Annotated in this window: 19 protein-coding genes and 1 pseudogene; 12 read left to right on the forward strand and 8 right to left on the reverse strand. The window is 57.8% G+C overall.

The features are described from left to right. The first annotated feature begins 29 nt into the window (after positions 1 to 29). The 9 genes from nifN (at position 30) to HDG32_RS28365 (ending at position 4643) form a co-directional block, all read left to right on the forward strand. The gene (gene nifN / locus HDG32_RS28325; RefSeq protein WP_184072354.1) at positions 30 to 1421 is read left to right on the forward strand and encodes a nitrogenase iron-molybdenum cofactor biosynthesis protein NifN; all 1392 of its coding nucleotides are present in this window, start codon (positions 30 to 32) and stop codon (positions 1419 to 1421) included. A gap of 22 nt (positions 1422 to 1443) precedes the next feature. After that, positions 1444 to 1857 (forward strand): nitrogen fixation protein NifX, encoded by a 414-nt coding sequence (gene nifX / locus HDG32_RS28330; RefSeq protein ID WP_184072356.1) that lies wholly within the window; start codon positions 1444 to 1446, stop codon positions 1855 to 1857. Next, on the forward strand, positions 1850 to 2335 hold the full coding sequence (locus HDG32_RS28335; RefSeq protein ID WP_184072358.1) for a NifX-associated nitrogen fixation protein: 486 nt from the start codon (positions 1850 to 1852) through the stop codon (positions 2333 to 2335). Before nifX ends, HDG32_RS28335 begins: the two co-directional genes overlap by 8 nt. Before the next feature lie 24 nt (positions 2336 to 2359). Beyond that, on the forward strand, positions 2360 to 2560 hold the full coding sequence (locus tag HDG32_RS28340) for a CCE_0567 family metalloprotein (protein ID WP_105512102.1): 201 nt from the start codon (positions 2360 to 2362) through the stop codon (positions 2558 to 2560). Between the two features lie 25 nt (positions 2561 to 2585). Continuing rightward, positions 2586 to 2894, forward strand: coding sequence for a ferredoxin III, nif-specific (gene fdxB / locus HDG32_RS28345; protein ID WP_184072360.1), 309 nt, complete (start codon positions 2586 to 2588; stop codon positions 2892 to 2894). A gap of 11 nt (positions 2895 to 2905) precedes the next feature. Further along, complete coding sequence (locus HDG32_RS28350; protein ID WP_184072362.1) at positions 2906 to 3466, forward strand: nitrogen fixation protein NifQ; 561 nt, start codon at positions 2906 to 2908, stop codon at positions 3464 to 3466. A 54-nt stretch (positions 3467 to 3520) separates the two neighbouring features. Then, positions 3521 to 3784, forward strand: a complete 264-nt coding sequence (locus HDG32_RS28355; protein WP_311540438.1) for a hypothetical protein — start codon at positions 3521 to 3523, stop codon at positions 3782 to 3784. 117 nt (positions 3785 to 3901) lie between these two features. Continuing rightward, a complete protein-coding gene (locus HDG32_RS28360) occupies positions 3902 to 4408 on the forward strand; it encodes a DUF2325 domain-containing protein (RefSeq protein ID WP_260336626.1) in 507 nt (168 codons plus the stop codon). A 79-nt stretch (positions 4409 to 4487) separates the two neighbouring features. Then, positions 4488 to 4643, forward strand: a complete 156-nt coding sequence (locus tag HDG32_RS28365; RefSeq protein WP_260336627.1) for a hypothetical protein — start codon at positions 4488 to 4490, stop codon at positions 4641 to 4643. Here the strand turns inward: HDG32_RS28365 and HDG32_RS28370 are convergent. The 5 genes from HDG32_RS28370 to HDG32_RS28395 all read right to left on the reverse strand — a co-directional run bounded on the left by HDG32_RS28370 (position 4640) and on the right by HDG32_RS28395 (position 10374). Continuing rightward, positions 4640 to 5428: an ABC transporter permease gene (locus HDG32_RS28370; RefSeq protein ID WP_184072364.1), complete on the reverse strand. Its 789-nt coding sequence runs from the start codon at positions 5426 to 5428 to the stop codon at positions 4640 to 4642. The genes HDG32_RS28365 and HDG32_RS28370 overlap by 4 nt on opposite strands. 3 nt (positions 5429 to 5431) lie before the next feature. Further along, positions 5432 to 6346, reverse strand: coding sequence for a nodulation factor ABC transporter ATP-binding protein NodI (gene nodI / locus HDG32_RS28375; RefSeq protein WP_184072400.1), 915 nt, complete (start codon positions 6344 to 6346; stop codon positions 5432 to 5434). A 272-nt stretch (positions 6347 to 6618) separates the two neighbouring features. Next, positions 6619 to 7977: a chitooligosaccharide synthase NodC gene (nodC, locus tag HDG32_RS28380; protein ID WP_184072366.1), complete on the reverse strand. Its 1359-nt coding sequence runs from the start codon at positions 7975 to 7977 to the stop codon at positions 6619 to 6621. A 54-nt stretch (positions 7978 to 8031) separates the two neighbouring features. Beyond that, entirely contained in the window at positions 8032 to 8649 is a 618-nt protein-coding gene (locus tag HDG32_RS28385) for a polysaccharide deacetylase family protein (protein ID WP_311540440.1), read from the reverse strand. A 708-nt stretch (positions 8650 to 9357) separates the two neighbouring features. Then, positions 9358 to 10374 carry a DMT family transporter gene (locus HDG32_RS28395; RefSeq protein ID WP_260336628.1) on the reverse strand — a complete coding sequence of 339 codons (1017 nt, stop codon included), beginning with the start codon at positions 10372 to 10374 and terminating at the stop codon, positions 9358 to 9360. Positions 10375 to 11280: 906 nt separating this feature from the next. Here HDG32_RS28395 and HDG32_RS28400 point away from each other — a divergent pair. After that, complete coding sequence (locus tag HDG32_RS28400) at positions 11281 to 12393, forward strand: NAD/NADP-dependent octopine/nopaline dehydrogenase family protein (RefSeq protein ID WP_184072370.1); 1113 nt, start codon at positions 11281 to 11283, stop codon at positions 12391 to 12393. Between the two features lie 389 nt (positions 12394 to 12782). Here the strand turns inward: HDG32_RS28400 and HDG32_RS28405 are convergent, their stop codons facing one another. From HDG32_RS28405 to HDG32_RS28415, 3 genes are all read right to left on the reverse strand, one after another. Beyond that, positions 12783 to 13934, reverse strand: a complete 1152-nt coding sequence (locus HDG32_RS28405) for a porin (RefSeq protein ID WP_184072372.1) — start codon at positions 13932 to 13934, stop codon at positions 12783 to 12785. A gap of 96 nt (positions 13935 to 14030) precedes the next feature. After that, a complete protein-coding gene (locus HDG32_RS36745) occupies positions 14031 to 14180 on the reverse strand; it encodes a transporter substrate-binding domain-containing protein (protein WP_184072404.1) in 150 nt (49 codons plus the stop codon). A 327-nt stretch (positions 14181 to 14507) separates the two neighbouring features. Continuing rightward, positions 14508 to 15581 carry an NAD/NADP octopine/nopaline dehydrogenase family protein gene (locus HDG32_RS28415; RefSeq protein WP_184072374.1) on the reverse strand — a complete coding sequence of 358 codons (1074 nt, stop codon included), beginning with the start codon at positions 15579 to 15581 and terminating at the stop codon, positions 14508 to 14510. A gap of 1105 nt (positions 15582 to 16686) precedes the next feature. Between HDG32_RS28415 and HDG32_RS28420 the strand changes: the two genes are divergently transcribed. Beyond that, positions 16687 to 18087, forward strand: a complete 1401-nt coding sequence (locus HDG32_RS28420; protein WP_184072376.1) for an MmgE/PrpD family protein — start codon at positions 16687 to 16689, stop codon at positions 18085 to 18087. Between the two features lie 249 nt (positions 18088 to 18336). After that, positions 18337 to 18442, forward strand: a pseudogene (locus HDG32_RS37310) (transposase domain-containing protein); the annotation flags it as partial. Between the last annotated feature and the right edge of the window lie 450 nt (positions 18443 to 18892).

The following is an 18892-nucleotide window of genomic DNA, read 5'->3' on the forward strand; positions in this document are numbered from 1 at the left end:
CCTGACGCCCCCGAACTCGAGAACATGCCATGGCCGATGTCGTCGAATCTATGAAAGCCTGTGCGGTCAATCCGCTCAAGCTGAGCCAGCCGCTGGGCGCGAGCCTCGCGTTCCTTGGGCTCGATGCCTGCATCCCCGTGATGCACGGCTCGCAGGGCTGCACGTCGTTCGGCCTCGTGCTGCTGGTGCGCCACTTCAGGGAGGCGATCCCGCTGCAGACGACAGCCATGGACGAAGTCACCGCGGTGCTCGGCGGCTACGAGAACATCGAGGCCGCGCTGCTCAACATCCGCAAGCGCGCTGCGCCGAAGGTCATCGCGATCTGTTCAACAGGTCTCACCGAGACCGAGGGCGACGACGTGGACGGCTATCTCGTTACCGTGCGCAAGCGCAAACCCGAACTCAACGACACCGAGATCGTCTATGTGTCGACCCCCGACTATGTCGGCGCATTCGAAGACGGCTACCGGCATGCGATTACCGGCATCGTCAACGCGCTGGTCAAGGCGTTGCCAACGGTGGCCAATCAGGTGACGCTGCTGCCCGGCAGCCATCTGTCGCCTGGCGACATCGACGAACTGCGCGAGATCATCGAAGCGTTCGGCTTCGATGTCATCGTGCTGCCCGACATTTCCGGCTCGCTCGACGGCCATATCGCGCCGGACTGGCGCGGCACGACACTGGGCGGTACCACGCTCGCGGAGATCCGGGCCGCGGGTGCATCGGCATTGACGATCGGCGTGGGCGAGCAGACGCGCGACGGCGCCGAGGCATTGCATGCTATCGCCGGCACACCGTTCGAAGTGTTCGGGCGGCTCACCGGGCTGGAACCCAACGATCGTCTGCTGCAATTGCTCGCGCAGCGCTCCGGACGACCCGTTCCCGCGAAATACCGGCGTCAGCGCAGCCAATTGCTCGATGCGATGCTAGACGGCCATTTCTACACCGGAGGCATCAAGGTCGCGATCGGCGCAGAGCCCGATCTGCTGTTCGCGCTCGGCAGCATGCTGCACGAGATGGGCGCGCAGTTGCGCTGCTGCATCAGCACGACGCGATCGCGCGCGCACGCGTTGCTGCCCGCTGATCAGGTCGTGATCGGCGATCTCGAAGACATGGAGCGCGCCGCGGCGGACTGCGACCTGCTGATCACCCATTCGCACGGCAGGCAGATGGCCGAGCACCTGCAAAAGCCGCTCTTCCGGATCGGTTTTCCGGTCTTCGACCGGGTTGGAAACGCACATCGACGCTACGTCGGCTACCGCGGCACGATGAACCTGATCTTTGAGATCGCCAACCTGATGATCGAGCAGATTCCGCATCACGATCCGGGCGACTGGCCGCTGCCGCAGGCCGCTATCGATCTGGCCGCGCGCGATCCGGCGCGCGAAGCGAACATTCCTGTCGTCGCGGCCGGTGCTTGACCCACCTAAAGGAGCACACAGCATGAAGATCGCGTTCGCCACCCAGGACAGGCAGTTCGTCGATGCGCATTTTGGCTGGGCGAGGAGCATCGTCACCTACGACGTCACACCGGACGGCTACCAGTTCGTCGAGGCGTTCGACTTTGGTGGCAAGCTCGAAGAGGACGGCGACGAGGACAAGCTCGCGCCCAAGCTCGAAGCCGTCAAGGATTGCGCGATCCTGTACGTCGCCGCAATCGGCGGCTCGGCCGCGGCTCGAGTGGTTGCGCTGAAGATTCACCCGATCAAGGTGCCGCGGCCCGAGTCCATCGAGGAGACTCTCGGCAAGTTGCAACAGGTGCTGAAGGGCACGCCGCCGCCGTGGCTGCGCAAGGCGCTGGCGAAGGATGGCGAACGTGTATACGACTTTGAAGACGATGAGGTATCCCATGGCTGAAACATCCGCAATTCCGTCCAAGGCCAGCGACGAAATGCTGCTGGTCGCACCGTTCGTGCAGCAGCTCGTCAAGCAGTTGCGCGCGCAGGACACCCACGGCGTGTGGGACGGAAAGACCGACCTGCAACTGCTCAAGCCGTACATCCACACGCCGGAGGAACGCCGCGCGATTCCGATCATGGGCGACCCCGACCCCGAAACGCTGTGGCGGCTCGAGCTTTTCTATAGCGCGATTGCGGTGGCGATCGAGCGTGAGACCGGCCAAATGGTTTCGCCGATGATGAAGATGAGCCACGAGGGCTTCGGCCGCATGGTGTTGATCGCGGGGCGGCTCGTTGTCGTCAACACGCAGTTGCGCGACGTACACCGGTTCGGCTTCGCTTCGCTGGAGAAGCTCGCCCAGGCGGGCGCAAAGCTTCTCGACGAAGCGGTCGAGGTGATCCGGATGTACCCCGCCGTCGCACAGTACGGCGCCTGAAGGAATCGTGAGGGGACCGAGACGATGAGCACCGATGCCGATGAACTCAAGGCGCACCTGAAGAAACTCAACGCGCAAGCGACCCGGGCGAAGTTGGACCTGCACGACCTCTCAGAGGAACTTCCGACCAACTGGGAGAACATTCTCGCTGTCGCCCAGCGCTGCCATGACGCCCACGCCGCGCTGATGGCAGCCCGCAAGGCTGCCGCTGCGGCAGCGGCCTGAACCAGCGAAGCCATGGAGCCACATCATGAGCGAGACCTTCAGCGTTACGCTGCCGAGCGGCGCCACCTGGACGCCGACGTTCGTCAACAGGCTCGACGAAGAAAAATGCATTGGTTGCGGACGTTGTTTCCGTGTCTGTCCGCGTGGCGTGCTGCAACTCGTCGGGCTTAACGAGGACGGCGCGCACATCGCACTGGACGGCGACGACGAAGACGACGACGAGTACGAGAAGAAGGTAATGATTATCGTGCATCGGGAACTGTGCGTCGGCTGCACCGCGTGCGCGAAGATCTGCCCGAAAAAGTGCTACACGCACGCGGCGGCCGTTCTCTGAGCGATGCCGCGATGGACGCCTATGCAACCCTGATGGCGTGTGCGGTGGATGCGGGCGATCCCACCGTGCTGGCACTGGCCGGCGTGCTGTCGAGCGGGTTCGAGCACCACGGCGTCGATGTGCTGCCGATGCCCGGACTGGACGCCGATCAGACGCGCCGAATGCTCGCGCGCTGGTTCCCGGGTGCCGGGCCGGCGCTCGGTCTTACGTGCGTCTTGTCGCCCGCCACGATGCCGCGTGACGACGAACTGGAAGACCTCGTGGCATTGCTCAATCACCATGCCGATCCGCGCGCCGGCCCGGCAGACGAGGCGAACTGCGTGGCCCATGCATTGGCCTGCGCGAGCCTCGGGCAAAACCACCTTTGGCAAGACCTGCTTCTGCCGTCGCGGCGCGAGTTGTCCGCATTGATCAGCCACTGGTTTCCGCGGCTGGCCGCGAAGAATACGCATGACATGAAGTGGAAGAAGTTCTTCTACAAGCAACTGTGCGAGCGCGAGGGCCTGTCCATCTGCAAGGCGCCGAGTTGTGGCGTCTGTTCGGACCACGCGCTTTGCTTTGGAGCGGAGTAGGCAGCACGCGTCGGTCACCGCTTCGATTGTGTCGCGTCGCGGGTGGCCGACTTCGTGGTCGAGTCCCGCGGCGGGCTGCTGTATTACGGCGAGCGGCATGCGCATCTGCAGGCGGGCTCCAGGCCGCCGTTGCTGCTTGACGAAGAGGGCCGCGAACCCTGGCTGATTCAACTTTGGCACGCGTTCGACGACGTCGGTTTCCCGCCCGCGCTGCGCGCCGACTGCTGGGGCTGGGCGAAGCCGCTGTCCGAGCATCGGCTGGCGCCGCACGCGCGTCAATGCCGGCCGGACGCGCTACACGAACGACGCGGTGCGTAGCTGGTTTCTCACCCCGGCAGCGGGCGAACGGTTCGCGGGCCATGTCACGAGGCGCTCTCCATGAGACCCATGCCGCCTGCCGTTGCCGTAACGGTGCGATCCGAAGCGCAGCCCGTCATGAATCAGAACCGCGGCACATGCCTTCCCGACAGCAGTGCGAGCCTGTCGCTGGAGCGCGCGCGGGCACATGTCGCGAGCCTGCAGCACGAGTTGTTCGCGGTTGAGCAGGCGCTGCTCGACGACCGCGCATTGACGCGCGCATTGAGCGGGCGTCGATGGGTTTATGTGGGCGGGCGGCCAAGCATCAACGCCGTGCTGCGTGCGCTGGTGGAGGCGGCCGGAGGCGAGTTCGTTCATCACACCGGGACCATCGACGACGATAGCCGTGCCGAAGGCTTCGAGGCTTTGCTGTCAGGCGCCCACCGGGTGCTGTGCCCATTGGATCTGATCGACCCGGACTCGCTGGTCGCGCTGCGGCGATTGTGCGCGCGTCACCGCGCGCCGTGGTCCGCTTTGCGTTCGTCGAGCGTGACGAGCTTCATCGCGGGCGTGTTGCGGGCTCGGCCTGCCCAGCCGCACGGCGGCGTGGTCGCAGCGTCGCGCTTCTGCCTGAGGCATGGCTGACGTCGTCATGACTTTACGTACCGCGAGATGTGGGCGCAAAACTTGCCTTTGACGTGGCCTTTCCACGAGAGGGCCTGCCATGTCGGATTCCGCACAACGCTACGGCCTTTTCCTCAACGTCGAGAACCCCGACGGCGACGCGCGCGATGCGCTGACGCAAACCGTGCGTAATGCGCCGGCCGCCCAAACGTTCGGCTGCCACGAGGTGTGGCTCGCCGACCATCGCTGGCATTAAGACATGAGGCGTCGACGTAACAGCGCCACCGACAGGAAGAACGGCAACACCGTGCAAATGCAGAGAGCGCCAGTATGCAGGGCAACACTGCCCACCGGGCGTCCGAGCATCGCGGGACGGATAAGGTCGACGGAATGTGCGAGCGGCAAGAAGCGCGCTACGTCGCAAAAAACGGCAGGTAGCTTACTGATCGGGAAGATCACGCCGCTCAGGAGCACCATGGGCGTGAGAACGAGCGTTTGATAGAACACGAAGTAATCGTGACTGGGTGCAAGCGCCGTGAGGATCATCGCCAGACTCGCGAAGGCGAGGCCAGTCAGGGCGATGGCAGGCAATGCATAGAGAATGGATGACCACGCTGCATAACCCAGCACGGTGGCTACCACCATGACGGCGATGCCGGCAAAAAAGGCCCTGGTGGCGGCCCATGCCAGTTCACCGAGAACGATATCGCCGAGCGTGAGCCGTGTACACAGGATCGCTTCCCACATGCGCTGAACATGCATGCGAGAGAAAGCTGCGTAAATCGTTTCGAAGGTCGCGGAGGTCATCGCGCTCGTGGCGACCATACCCGCCGCGAGAAACGCGATATAAGACGCGCCATCGACGCGACCTACCATTATCCCGAAACCAAAGCCGAGGCCGAACAGATAAATCATAGGATCGGCAAGGTTACCGAGAATCGAGGCAAACGCGACTTTTTTCCATGCCAGATAGTTGTGGCGCCACACTGCAACCCAGTTCCACACGTTCGCGGGCAGGGCCGCTGCATAAAACTCTCTCATCGTTTACTCCTTCATCCCGCGCCCGGTTAACTGCAAAAAGACATCCTCGAGATTTGCTGGACGCTGTAAAAGGCGCAGCGCCGCGCGCCCGCGCAACTGTACACACACCCGTTCCGGATCGGACACATAGCAGAAGAGGGTCTCACCACTGACCTCGATACGCTGCGCGTGCGGCGCGATCAACGCGCGCAGCTCATGCGGATTGCCGCCGTGGACCTCGACCACGTGGCTCCCGATCTGTTCTTCGATCAGCACGCGAGTCCCGCCTTCGGCGATTTTTCGTCCCTCCTCCAGCACACACAGTCGGTCGCACAACCGCTCGGCCTCTTCCATGAAATGGGTGGTCAAGAGGATCGTCTTGCCGCGCGCCAACAGGGAACGCAGGCTTTCCCAGATCAGGTGGCGCGCATGCGGGTCGAGACCCGTTGTAGGCTCGTCCATGACCAACAACTGTGGATCGTTGATCAGCGCGCGTGCCAGCATCAGCCGCCGCTTCATGCCGCCGGATAGTTCGGTGACGCGCGCATCGACCTTGCTTTCGAGGCAAGCGAATTCGAGCAGCGACGGCACGACCGCTTCAATTTCACGTGTGCTCATGCCGAAGTAGCGCCCAAACACCAGAAGGTTCTCGCGCACGGTGAACCCGGGCTCGAGGTTGTCGAATTGCGGCACCACGCCAATGCTCATACGTGCCGAGCGAGCGCGCGCCGGCACTGGCTCCCCGAGCACGATGATCTTGCCTGCGTCGGGCGGCGCCATGCCGAGAACCATACGCACCGTCGTGCTCTTGCCCGCGCCATTTGGCCCTAGCAGACCGAAGCACTCTCCAGGCGCGACGCTGAACGACAATCCGTCGACTACGATCTTGTCGCCATATGACTTCCTTACGCCGGTGAAGCTGATTGCTGCTTTGGACATGGAGATAAGAAGGAAAATTACGCACTCGTCTTGGAGAAAAAGAAGCCGTTCTGCTGCCGCGGCCCGATCGAAAACGCCCTGGTCGATGGAAGATCCTTGCCTGCCAAGCGAGAGAGTTACTGACAATGGAGTACCAGGATTTCGGTGAATGCACTGGCGTTGGGAAGACGACAATCGAGCCTTTGCGTGAGACGATCGCACTCAAGCGGACCAGTGCCGATGGTGGGCGGTGCTGGTTTGGCGCAATATTCGAGATCTATATGTAGGATTAACTAATTGTCATCGAATGCTTCGTCAGACGTCGCTAATGTTGAAGAATCACACGCGTGATCCTGCCGACGGTGCGGAGTCGCAGCTCTTGACGCTGAAGTCGCGTTCGGCTTTGTAGCCGGATTCGGCGTATCGACCTGTTTTTCACGAACGTTCGATGCGTTGCCTGCAGAGCCACGGGACAGCCAATCGCTATTGCTCAATGTACACAGCGCATAGACTTTCAGGGGGAGCAAGAGAAAGAGGTTGATGGGTGTGTGAAGAGAAAAGCCAAGAAATCGAATCTGGCGAGCGCGAACCGAAGCCACGCTACAGCGGATCATGGTCAATGATGCGATTATCAGGGCAGTCCACCACGGCACTGTCGCTGTCAATGCGAGCTGCGCGAGCCCCGCTAGAACCGATAAGGCGAGAAATAGCGAGCCCAGATTCAGTCCGATCACGTCCAGCGTAAGGTAGCGATCGAGACAGGGCAGTAGGCGCAGCGAAAGCAACGTGTCCCGATACGTACTGCGCGCCCAGCGCAGTTGTTGGCGCAGATACGCCCCCAGTCTGTCCGGAACCACTGTCGCCGCAATGGCGTCCGGAACGTACTCGGTGCGATAACCTGCCGCCAGCATGAGAATCGTGAGATGGCGGTCCTCGCCGAAGTCGCTTGGTTTCCCGCGAAAAAGTTGCGTCTCGTACTGATCTAGCAGCAAAAGGAGCGCGGACCGGCGGTACATGGTACACGGACCACAGCAACACATAACAGCGCCGAAGCGAGCCTGTGCGGCGCGTTCTTCGTTGCAAGCTAACCAGTACTCCATATCGATCAGACGGGTCAACCAGGTGTCGCTCCGGTTGCTGGCCGTCAACTGCCCCATGGCGGCGCCTATCGTCGCGTCTCGCATTGTCAATACGAGCTTCTTGACGACATCGGGCGCCAGCGTCGTGTCCGAGTCGACGTTAAGTACCAGTTCCCCGGATGAAGAGCGTATCGCGGCGATCTGTGCCTTGCGCTTTCCCATATTTTGGGGAAGCGTAATCAAGTTGAACCTCGGGTCGCGCGTGTAGGCATCGTATACCGGCCTCACGGCGTCGAGATTGCCAGAGCCGTCGTCGACCACATAGACGTTCAGGCATCCTGCATAGTCTTGAGCCGCGATGGACTCCAGGCACCTCCGAAGCGTGCGCGGGTCCTCGTTAAAGCACGGCACGATGACGTCCACGTCCAGCAGAAAGTTGGGGGCGGCGGCATTGGGCGACTTCAGCGGACCACTCGTCGGTAGGCCATGGAGGGCCTGTGCGCTTTTGTAAACAGTCGAGAGTAGTGTATACAATAAAACCGGGGCAGTGCTGATTGCGGCAATGGCATTCATAGATGTCGGTTTGTTCAGTGTGGTTGGGGTAGCGAGCTGATTACAAATCCGCTCTCATGCAGTGCTGGAATCAGGCGGGAATGCGCCATGAGGGTTTGGTCGCGCAGCCCAGCATGACTGCACCGTCCTGACTCGCCGGGAGGACATCCGTCGTGCAACAGCACAATTGCGCCAAACCGGACAGAGGCCAGCACTGCGCTGACAATCGCGTCCACGCCGGCGAGACCAGTCTCGCGGGTCTACCGACCAGTGGAGGGGCGCCGGACCAGCGCTCGCTGACGTAGTGAGCACTGCTTCGGTCCACATGCCATACGGCGCACGCATATACCGCAGCGAAGCATGGGGGCTCGCCATCCTGATGACCCTGCTTGCCGTTAGTATTTCCTGTTGTACTTCGGTGGGTTCGCATCTGGACAGGTCCGGATGAGTCATCGTGTGGTCTGCGACCTCGTGCCCGTCTGCGATCATCCGTCGGATCAGCTTCGGCTGGTCCGCTGCGTACGCGCCGATAACGCAGAATGTTGCCGGAACCCGGAATGGCCCAAGTAAATCGAGCAAATTCGGTATGAAAAAGGAATTGGTACTGTCGTCAAAGGTTAAGTAGACGTCGCGACATCCGGCGCGATCGTGGCACTCGTCGCGTGCCTCGGATACGCAATTGAGGGCCTTCACAGCTCTGGACCGTTTCGTTCAATTATCGAGCCAGTAGGCCGATTCACGGTCGATAGTCCCAACCGAAAGGCTGCGACGGGCACGGCTCCGGTAAGCTTAGGTGGCGCGTCGAGAGATACATCTAAATGTATGGTCATCATGGAGACACGTCTAAACATTGTCGTACTACTTATAAATTTGAAGTATTCGATCAATCAACTTCGATTCCGATTTCCGCAACGAGAGGCTTCACTGTGCAACACAAAAATTGATTTGTAAAATCGATTGCGTTGATGCCTTGCATCTATAGCGTGGATATGTTGAGAAATGGGTTTTAAGGGTTTCGATCTAAATCTGCTCGTTGCGCTCGAGCGCATAGACCAATCCGCTGGCGTTAAGGGAGCTCCGTTTTTGGAGCGACCGACGATGCCGGCTCATCGGACAACCATGCGCAAAATCAAGGAAGGACTCCGCCTGAAGTGGGCATGCGATCTCACGCACCGCCAGCGTGCAGGGCGCCCTCAGCGTCGGTCTGGGGACGATCACGCAGTATCTTCAGCTTGCCGCAGCGGCAGGACTGGGCTGGGCGTCGGTCGAACATCTGGAAGAAGACGAGCTTGAGCGGCGCGTCCTGTCGCTCGCGTCGTCACCTTTGCGGTACTCGACTGCGAAAGTCATATCAGTATCTGGTCGTGGTCATGCGCAGATTGCTCTGTCACAAAGGATCATTTAGGCGCGACACGACAGGTAGAGCACACTTGCAATGATTATGACCGTTCCGAGTGCTACCTGTAGAGAAATGACCTCCCCCCAAATCAAATAGTCGAAAATGATTGCCCATACAATGCTAAGGTAACCAAATGAGGCGACGATTGGGGTGGCTACAGTCGCGACTGCGATCGTTAGCATAAGTTGCGCTACACCTGCAGTCAGCCCAAATAGAACCATGTACCCGAAATCCCTTAGATCTGGCGTTACCCAAGCGACGGAAAGTGACACTCCGCTAACAATCGTCGCTATGATTGTGTAATAGAAGACGATTGTCGCTGGCTCGTCAGTTCGCGAGAGTCTCTTGACTTGGATGACTGAACCGGCGCTAAACATAGCACTTAGCAGAATTAGAATCATTGCGCGCAGCGACCCGCCATTGGCGCTAAATGGTGAGGAGGCCACCGCGACTCCCACGAATCCGGACATCGACGCTATCGCCGTAGGTAGACGAAAACGCTCACCCAAGAACACGATCCCGAAAAAGCAGACAAAGATTGCTTCTGTCTCCTTCAGCGTTACAGCAGTTGATAAAGGCAGATATGGCACGCCGGCAATGAAAAATCCTACTGCGGCAAGCCCTGTGACGGCTCTGATGAAATGACCGCCTAAGCGATATATCGTGAGTTCCTTCCATTGAATGCGGCGAGTCCCGAACACGAACGCGGCGGGAATTAATCCGGATAGCATCCGAAAGAACATCATCTCGTTCGCCGGATATCTTGCCGGAATGAGCCTCGCAACCGCATTGCTTATTGCGAAGAGAAGAATCGCGTAGAACATGAACGCAATCCCGCGCAGCTTTCTAAATCGTGTGCGAAAAAGCCGATTTTCGGTTGCCAACTTGTAGCCAGACTGCTCCGATGTCTCAAAAGAATCGTGACCTATATGAGGATTTCCTAACGTGACACGATTCAAACCGACATACCGCAGAAGGCAGAATTTCGTTGTGCGCGTCATCACGAAAAGTTTTCTCATGTTGCGAAGGTCCCGCGAAAAAGGAGTGCCAGCGCGATCGCGTGTGGTAACGAAGCCCACACGGCGCATACCGGATAACTGTCGGGGCCATTTCAGCGTGGACGGAATTGAGCCGCGTTACGGGACGTCGCGGTTTGTCGAAATATCCCAGGTCGGATAGCTGTCTGCATGCAGCTTTCGCACCATGTCGGCCTGAAAGCTCGAAATCCCCGGTGAACGAACTTTTGGCGCATTTCGCGAAATTGCCTCGGCTGATAGGGCCGACGTCGGATTCCCGACAAACGGCGCGCGGTTTGTCGCAAGCGGTGCCTTCGTGTCCCGTCCTGGCGCGCGATTGGGTCTGTAACACTTCACGACGGATGACCCAGTCGCGCAGCGTCGGCTACTACGCGACGACAAATGGAATGAACGCCCCTACGTACAGAGTGGGAGGCTCTATTGGAGGTGTTCGCGGGCCTACGGCACCAGGGCGCCAAATTGAAGATCATTGAGATGTATCCGACAGCGGAACTCGTGTTGTAAGAAGCTCGCACCAACATACCTGCGCGATCCGAGTGCCAAAACACCGTTTTGGCCTTATAACCTTTCCGCACAGATGATTGTTCAGCGGTGGTTAATACGCATTGCCTTACAAACACGTCGAGATTCGGACAGATCTAACTCAAGATGCTGGATTTGTAACGTTCGCGACATGATCTGCACTGGACGAGGAATCGCGTCTTGTTCTCCTCACCACATTAACCGGTATATGAGCCGTTTAAAGAGGTGGCCTCGTTCCGCGGTGGCACGTTCGTTGCGTGCCGTCGTCGTGCTAACGCACAACTACTGATCGGCGTTCAGCCTTGCATGACGTCGCAATATTGGGTGGCGTCACAGAAAACTTCTGTTTGTTTATGCGGAGAGGACATGCCATTAAGGTTTCCAGTTTCAATCATCGGTGCCGGAAATTGTGGATGCGCTTTCGCGGCCGATTTGGCTAGTCGTGGATTCGAAGTTCTCCTTTACGGGAAGCCAGATCATCGTCGTAATATTGATGCGATCCGAGCGAACGGTCGCTTGTTGGCTAGCATGGCTATCACGGGTGAGTTTTATCCGACTGTAACTACTGATATGGATGAGGCCGTAAACTTCTCGCGTTTTCTCGTGATTGCTGTTCCAGCATACGCGCATGACGATCTCATTGGTGATCTAAAAGGTTTCGATTTGAGTCGACATGTCATCATAGTCAATAATGCCAATTTTTTTTCCCCAATGGGTTCAAGAGAGCTAAACCCGCAGGCAGTTCTGGAGACAAATTCCTCGCCCTATGCGTCGTCGGTCAGGGACGGCGAAGTCCGGATCACTGGAATTAAGAATTGTTTGCCGATTGCTGCTTTTTCGAACGCCATGGATGAGAAACAGTTATCGCAAATCACCGCAATCTTTCCGGAAAGGCTCTTGTGGTGGGATAACATTTTCGCAATTGGAATGCAGTCGAATAATGGTGTCATCCATCCTGTCGGGGGTATTTTAAATACGGGATGGATAGAAAGTACAAAAGGAGATTTTTTCTTCTATCGTGACGGGATCTCACCCTCTGTCGGAAGGGTCATAGAGGCGTTGGACAATGAGCGATTGAAAATCGGAGAGGCTTTCGGTTTTCGACTGCCGACAGTCCTCGAGGAAATGATCGGCTTTTACGGCGGAGATTGTGCCAACTTCTCCGATTTCGCTTTCCAATCGAAAACTCATAACTCCACGAAGGTCAAAACGCCTAATCGTATGCAACATAGATATATATGTGAAGATATTCCATATATCCTGGTCCCGTGGTACGAACTCGGCGCCAGAGTGGGCATAGAGTCTCGGGCAATCAAAGCCGTGATTGAAATCGCTTCCTCCATCAACGGCGTTAACTATTTTCAAACTGGCCGTAATCTGAAGCGCCTCGGTGTAGACCACATGTCGAAGGCGGAGCTTTTGCGATTCGTAGATAGCGCGACTTTCCGATTGCCGTTAGCTTCGGCTACCAAGAAGTGACAGGATCCATCGGGTAGCTTGAATCGCCTTCGGAATCGTGGAGGCCGCCTGGTTTAAGTCGATACCGGCTGCAACAGTATTGTTGAATTGCCGGTAGTAGTTTGCTTCAGCATCGTCAGGCGGGGCGGGATATGGTTGAGCCGTTCCATCACCCTATGGCAGTTGGGCGCCGAAGAAAGGGCCGACGCAGGCACGCGCTGATGCGACGAACGCGCGCCTACATGTGCAAGCGCAAACACACTCGCAGGAGATCACCGCGGAGGGCCGGCATGTGGGTGCGCTTGTGAGGACGCTCTCCGCTTCTGTAGGAACCGGGCTGGCGCAAGGCGCCGCCCAACAGGTTCGCTCGGAACGTGGACGAACGTCAATCGAGCGATATCTGGCCCGGTTTAGAATTTATGACGCAGGCCGACGCGCGCAACCACCTGATTGCGATTCGACGATACGTCATCGGCCACCGGCACAAAGGCGAAGTCGAGGACGCTGCCAGTACGGTCACCACCGACGTGCTGATACGCACTCTGTACATAGACGTCCGTGCGCTTTGACAGTGAGTAATCAGCCATCAGCCCCGCAGTTTCGTAATTCGGCTGTAGCTTTCCAGTGGTGGCGTTGAAACCGCTCAGGGTGTACGTATACATCGCCCCGACGAAGAAGGCTGGCGTGAACTGGTACTTGCCGTTGATTTCGAAATTCTGGTAACGCAGGTTGGAAAGCGTGCCCGAGGCTGGCGTAATCTTGCCGACGTATCCCGAAGACACCGGATCGGCGACGAAGGTATTCGAATACGAGATGCCCACGTTGGCCGAACCAAACGTGTAGGTTGCCCCCGCGCCGAAGATGCGCAGCTTGTTCCCCAGAAAATTTTCATCCGCAGCGGGATTGTTCCCGATTGCACCACCGGCGGTGGACGACTGGTTGTTCGCCTGCAGATAGGCGGCTTCCAGCAGCAGGCCGCCTATGACGTATTGGACGCCCATGCTGTACGCGCGATTGTTGGCGAAGTTGGTGTCGTTGCTAAAGCTGTACGTGCCGCCAAATTTAAAGCCGGCAATCTCGGGGCTTGTGTACTTGACAGTATTGTTGACACGGAAGGTGTTGTCCGTGTTGTCGTTGTCGTACGGATGGGAGAACATGCCCCCGCCCCATGTGCCATTCGCCGTCGTTTGAGCCAGATAGTTGACGACGGAGTCGTACTGTCGACCGAGAGTAACCGTCCCGTATTGGTTGGATGCGACGCCGACCCACGCCTGTCGCCCAAACATCAGGCCACCCTGACCGAGCTTGCCATTATTGACATTAAAGCCGCTCTCCAGCTGGAAAACTGCCTTGAGACCGCCGCCGAGATCCTCCGCTCCCTTCAAGCCCCAACGACTCCCTTGGACCGTACCGCTCTGGAGCTCGAACAGCTTGTCGCCACCGACGTTATTCGTATAGTTGATTCCTTCATCGATCAGACCGTAGAGCGTCACCGTACTTTGGGCCATTGCGGGAGCTGCGGCGGCTGACATCACGAAAGCTGCAAAAATTTTGATTTTCATTGAGGTCTCCAAACCTTATATTGTGGGTCTCGATGCTTTTTTATGCGCAACCCTGGGTCGGGCACGCGGTCTGTTTTGCTGGGCAGTTGAAGTCGATTAACTGCCGTAAATGTCGAACGTGAAGTACTTCTTTGCAATTCGGTTATACGTCCCGTCCTTGCGGAGACTGTCGATCGCACCGTTGATTGCTTCGAGCAGGGCCCTGTCACGCTTTCTCACACCGATGCTGACGCCGGGACCGAAGATGGCGGCGTCGTGGACGGCCGGACCTCGCGCGAAACCGAAATCACGACCCTGCCCAGATCGATGTCAAATCCAACGAGCTCGCCACTCGAGGTTGTCGACTCAATTGGCGGGTAAGCGCTGTCGACTCCGAATTAAGTTCCTTTCCATCGTACGCGAATGCCGCAACTGGAATGGACGTTGCGCACAGGGCGACCAGCAGCGTTTTAGTCTTCATTTTGGTTTCTCATAAACTCCAGGTCGGATTTGCGTCATAGTACTTCTGCTTCTATCGCGTCGGTGGCGTCGGACTCGGACGCCCATCGAGCGCCGCGCCGGATGTAATGGCATCTAGGTTGGAACGGCATAGCCGTCGACCACAAGCCTCTTGAGGGTGTCGATTTGAAGCGGTCCAATCTCGGGAAGAATGTCGTTGTCCGCCACAAAGTCCCGACCGTAACAAGCGCCGAGAATTACCACGCCGCCCTCGTGCAAGGGTGCTCTCACCCCAGCCAGTTCGGCGAGTCGAAGCGTCGGTACCAACCCGAACGGCACGTCTTCGAGCACGTAGCGCGTGGCGATGTCTCTCGGGCCGAGCGGATCACTCCCCTGCCGGACCAGTTGCTCCGATATTGCCGAAAGTGAGTCACCAACCACGCCAAAGGACAGCCTGCAATGATCAAAGGTCGTTCTCACTGACTTTCCGAATGCTGCTGCGATGGTAAGTCTCTCTTGGTCTAGAGCCTCAAGGAGCCTCCCGACTGTCGGTGTCAGATTGGAGTTTTGGCTCCAGCTTTCGCCCTTCTCAATACGGGTCAAGTTGGCTAGCGCAATACCCATGTGATCTTGCGGATTAATGTTGCTGAGCGTCAGCGTCAGCATGTCGTCCTTCAGTGCGAACCGGTCTCCGAAGAGTGAAACGCAAGTGGTATGAATCCGGTGGATGTGGCGGCTTGGAAATGCGGCCATGTCGACCTTGGCGCGGATCGTGCCTACCGTGATAGCTCTCGCAGACTGAGTCTTGCACGTTAGCACCGTGGTGCTCCAAGCTGCTATGGGGATGACGAGCCCCCGCGCCGCAAGGCGCTGGGAAATGTAGAGAGCGGCAAATGAAAGATGAGCGCTGATGATTACGCTATGGTGTGCGCGGATATGAGGGATGATGCTGTCGAGGACGAATCGGTATCCGTAGGCCGGCAATGCCAAAATAATGACATCGGCGCCGCCAACATCTTCCGCTTTCCCGCAGACTTCCAAGTAAAACTCTCCCTCGACCGCTCCCTTCACGTGAAGGGGGAGTCCAGCAACGAAGTCTGCAGTCCGGGCTCCCGATGGAGACCAAACTTTCGGTTTATGTCCATTCTGTATGAGATACGCCGCATAACCCAAAGCGATTGCGCCGGCTCCCACGATTGTCACTTGCATGTACCTTCTACCTTGGAATAGTCCACTGGCCGTGCACGACCAGGGCGGTTATGTACTAAATTTCTCAGCCCAAGCCCGAACCCGTCTTTAGGAGAGGGCAAACGAAACGTTACGTAGACGTTCTTCGCATATGAGATAGCATCGATCTGCAAAACTACATTGAGCGTGGTGGGTTTTGGTGCTCAATGCGATGCTCTTACGTGCGAAAACACTATCGGTTGCAAGACAAACGTTTGTCCTCGTAAAGGCTTTTATTGGCTGCATCAAACTGCGGCAGAAAAGGCAAGTTCCGTCTTATCCAGTGAGAAGCAAAGCTAATGGGGCTCAGAATAGAGAGGCAAAAATCTCGTGTCAAAGTCCGGTTTGATCGTGGATGTATTCTGGGAGGTTATGGGTGTGGAGTTGCCTTTAGGGAAGCGAGCAACTCAGGCAGTTCACCTCGCACCTTTGCTCCAAGCCATTTGTCTTCATCGTTTCAGCAACGTCTGCAGCTTCGTGATCTCCCGCGCTGGACGTCGAGATCAGTGCATCATTCGGTACGCTGCGCGTGGAAAGGGGCTTCGGTCCCGGACAAAAACGGCATCCCGTCCGTAGTGCACCGACATATCCTCGCCTTTTCCTGGCGTTTATGCAGAGACGATGTACTCGCCAATAGACCCTGCATTTCGTTAAATGCTCGGGAGAAAGCAATGCAGCGCTATAACCTTCTGGAATGTTGACGTTTGAAAATCGGACTTTGATTTTTCGACGAGACGCGCCTAACATGTCTCGTCACTCGAGTGAGCATCGGGAGGGTTGGCAGTAGCATCAGCGCACAATTGTTATTAAGGACGGTCGGGCGTCGCAGATCGGCGTAGATGTTGCCAGAGGTGGTCGGGTTCGGGTTACTTGCGAAAAGCGGCATTCCGATTTTTCACGGCAAGTACTCGCATGCTCATTGACAAAGCTTCGAGTCCCCTTGGAGACGTTACGACCCGTCCGTCGTATCCGTGGCGACGACCAGGGGCTTCCATCGGATCCCTGGGCGGTCGCACGCGGTGCAATCATTTTGAACATGGATTTGTGCGTTACGCACGTTTGGTCGGTCACATAATTCTGGAACGTCATGAACAATTCTCCGCCTGATGACGAGCTTTCTCTGCAGCAAAGCACGATTCATCGTATTGCATCTTATGTCGTCGAAGCTCGCGGTAGGCGGGTGTCCGGGGTTGCCAGGGAATCTGCGCTAAAACGCATCCTCGACCTCTTATGCGCGGTGGGGGCAGGGGCTAGCGAGCCAGGTGCTGTCGCGATTCGCGCGACAGCATGTAAATATCTGGGATCGGGCGATATACCGATGTGGTTCACTGGAACGGGCAGTTCGGTCGTCGGTGCTGCGTGGGCGAATAGCGCGGCTGCGTCGATGCTAGATCTCGACGACGGGCATCGACGCGCGCGCGGGCACCCGGGCGCGGCGGTCATTCCGGTGGCCTTTGCGGTTGCGGCTGAAATGGGAGCCGGTCTGGAAGATTTGATTGCGTCAATTGTCATCGGTTATGAAGTCGGCGTATCGATCGCTGCGGCCCGTACAACATACGGTACGACAGGTACGTGGTCATCCTACGCAGTTGTCGCAACTGCCGCGGCCTTGAGGTGTGCCTCGTGTAGTGTAGTCGAGCATGCGTTGGCTATCGCAGGCGAAAGCGCGCCCAATTCGTCGTTCATGAGCGCGCCACCGCTCTCCTTCCCAACACCGGAGAGCAGCGACATTAAGGAAGGCATACCATGGTCCGTAGTGACCGGGATGCTCGCGCTCGATCTCGCAGAAGGCGGGTTCACCGGTCCCCGGAACATACTTGACAGCGGTCTGCTCTATAGGTTTGCCGACGTATCGCCCCTCGGGGAGTCTCTGCATATCTGCAACGCCTACTACAAGCTTTATTGCTGCTGCCGGCACGTTCACCCGCCCTTGGAAGCCACCCTGAGGCTGATCGAGCAATATCGACTCGACGCGAAGGCGATTGAGGCGATCGACATCGAGACGTACGGCGGCGCGCTGCGCATCGCGAATCAGACCTGCCCAGCTACCCTTGTTGACGTTCAGTACAGCATCCCTTATTGCGTGGCCCTCGCCGCCCTCGCGGGACGAGAGTCGCTTTTGCCCCTCACGATAGACTGCTTAACTTACGAGGGAGTGAGCGCACTCGCCAACAAGGTCTCGCTAACGGTCGACGCCGAAATTGATAAACAATTCCCTGCCAGAACACTCGCGCGAGTCACAATCGTGTGCGGGGGACGTCGGTATGTATCGGAGGTTACCGAGCCACGCGGCGAAGCCGGTGACTCCCTCTCTTGGGACGAACTCAAGGCAAAGTACGTTGCGGCGACGCGGTTTCACGCCACTGGTGCGCAGCAGGAGCAACTGCTCGCCGCGGTTGAAGAACTGCGCTCAAAAGCTGACTTGGAGCCGTTAAAGGCCTGTATGAGTACTTCGTTCGAAAAGAGTATTGCGCGTCCGAATGCCTAAGAAGCTCTAATAATATGATTTTTGGGGGGGATAACTTCAAGGATTGAGGTTAGCCTCATCATCGTTTCGGTGATGAAATGCGTGCGAATCGGCGAAGACATCCGGGAGAAGCTCGACTACGCACCGTGTGTATTTACGTTAGAGGGACATATCGGGGGCAAATGGTATGCCGCCTCGGCTACAGCCGTGCGAGCTTCGTGCGCTTTACCGCCGGCGAAGACGCGCGTATCGGCCGGTGGCTTACTACGCTTCGCGCAACTCAATAGGCAAGACCCGCACGCAATCTCAAGGACGTCCTCACGCGCCTGCCCACGAGGGCCAGCCCATCGCCGCATTATTGCCGCATCGCTGGCAGGCCGAGGCAAGCCAGCGCCTACCTCGCCCGTCAAGAGATCATTGGTCGCTTATGACATTGGTAGTCAAATTGCGGGCGCCCTGCCGATCGGCCGAAGGCAAACGAAAACCTTGGAACAATTTCGACCCTCAAGCGATCGTTAAATTGGATCGAAGAGTAAAAGGGGCTCGATCACGGAAGGTTCTGTGATGCGTTGGCGCCTGGAGACGGCCATTTTCGGAGGGGTGCGGCGGTCTCCTTGACATCAGAATGCTCGCATTGCGTATGCGGTGCAAATTGTGCCAAATCCAGAACGGGCACGCGACCGAAGTCTTGGGGCGCAACCTCAACATGCGCTCATGCGACCCGCAAACGTACCCGATGTAACGCAAGGTGGTATAACCCGGAGGAATACCATCGTGTCTCAACTCGACTTTGACACCCAATTTGGGCATACGTATTCTGAGCTTA

The sequence above is a fragment of the Paraburkholderia sp. CI2 genome (genome assembly GCF_014201055.1).
GTDB lineage: Bacteria > Pseudomonadota > Gammaproteobacteria > Burkholderiales > Burkholderiaceae > Paraburkholderia > Paraburkholderia tuberum.

Bases quoted from the DNA above. Each gene is read 5' to 3' on its own strand.
- HDG32_RS28395 (WP_260336628.1), bottom strand. From the start codon at position 10,374: ATGAGAAAACTTTTCGTGATGACGCGCACAACGAAATTCTGCCTTCTG.
- nodI (WP_184072400.1), bottom strand. From the start codon at position 6,346: ATGTCCAAAGCAGCAATCAGCTTCACCGGCGTAAGGAAGTCATATGGC.
- HDG32_RS28340 (WP_105512102.1), top strand. From the start codon at position 2,360: ATGAGCACCGATGCCGATGAACTCAAGGCGCACCTGAAGAAACTCAAC.
- HDG32_RS28350 (WP_184072362.1), top strand. From the start codon at position 2,906: ATGGACGCCTATGCAACCCTGATGGCGTGTGCGGTGGATGCGGGCGAT.
- HDG32_RS28365 (WP_260336627.1), top strand. From the start codon at position 4,488: ATGTCGGATTCCGCACAACGCTACGGCCTTTTCCTCAACGTCGAGAAC.
- nifN (WP_184072354.1), top strand. From the start codon at position 30: ATGGCCGATGTCGTCGAATCTATGAAAGCCTGTGCGGTCAATCCGCTC.
- fdxB (WP_184072360.1), top strand. From the start codon at position 2,586: ATGAGCGAGACCTTCAGCGTTACGCTGCCGAGCGGCGCCACCTGGACG.
- HDG32_RS28360 (WP_260336626.1), top strand. From the start codon at position 3,902: ATGAATCAGAACCGCGGCACATGCCTTCCCGACAGCAGTGCGAGCCTG.
- HDG32_RS28415 (WP_184072374.1), bottom strand. From the start codon at position 15,581: ATGCAAGTGACAATCGTGGGAGCCGGCGCAATCGCTTTGGGTTATGCG.
- nodC (WP_184072366.1), bottom strand. From the start codon at position 7,977: ATGAATGCCATTGCCGCAATCAGCACTGCCCCGGTTTTATTGTATACA.
- HDG32_RS28400 (WP_184072370.1), top strand. From the start codon at position 11,281: ATGCCATTAAGGTTTCCAGTTTCAATCATCGGTGCCGGAAATTGTGGA.
- HDG32_RS28405 (WP_184072372.1), bottom strand. From the start codon at position 13,934: ATGAAAATCAAAATTTTTGCAGCTTTCGTGATGTCAGCCGCCGCAGCT.
- HDG32_RS28420 (WP_184072376.1), top strand. From the start codon at position 16,687: ATGAACAATTCTCCGCCTGATGACGAGCTTTCTCTGCAGCAAAGCACG.
- nifX (WP_184072356.1), top strand. From the start codon at position 1,444: ATGAAGATCGCGTTCGCCACCCAGGACAGGCAGTTCGTCGATGCGCAT.
- HDG32_RS28370 (WP_184072364.1), bottom strand. From the start codon at position 5,428: ATGAGAGAGTTTTATGCAGCGGCCCTGCCCGCGAACGTGTGGAACTGG.
- HDG32_RS28335 (WP_184072358.1), top strand. From the start codon at position 1,850: ATGGCTGAAACATCCGCAATTCCGTCCAAGGCCAGCGACGAAATGCTG.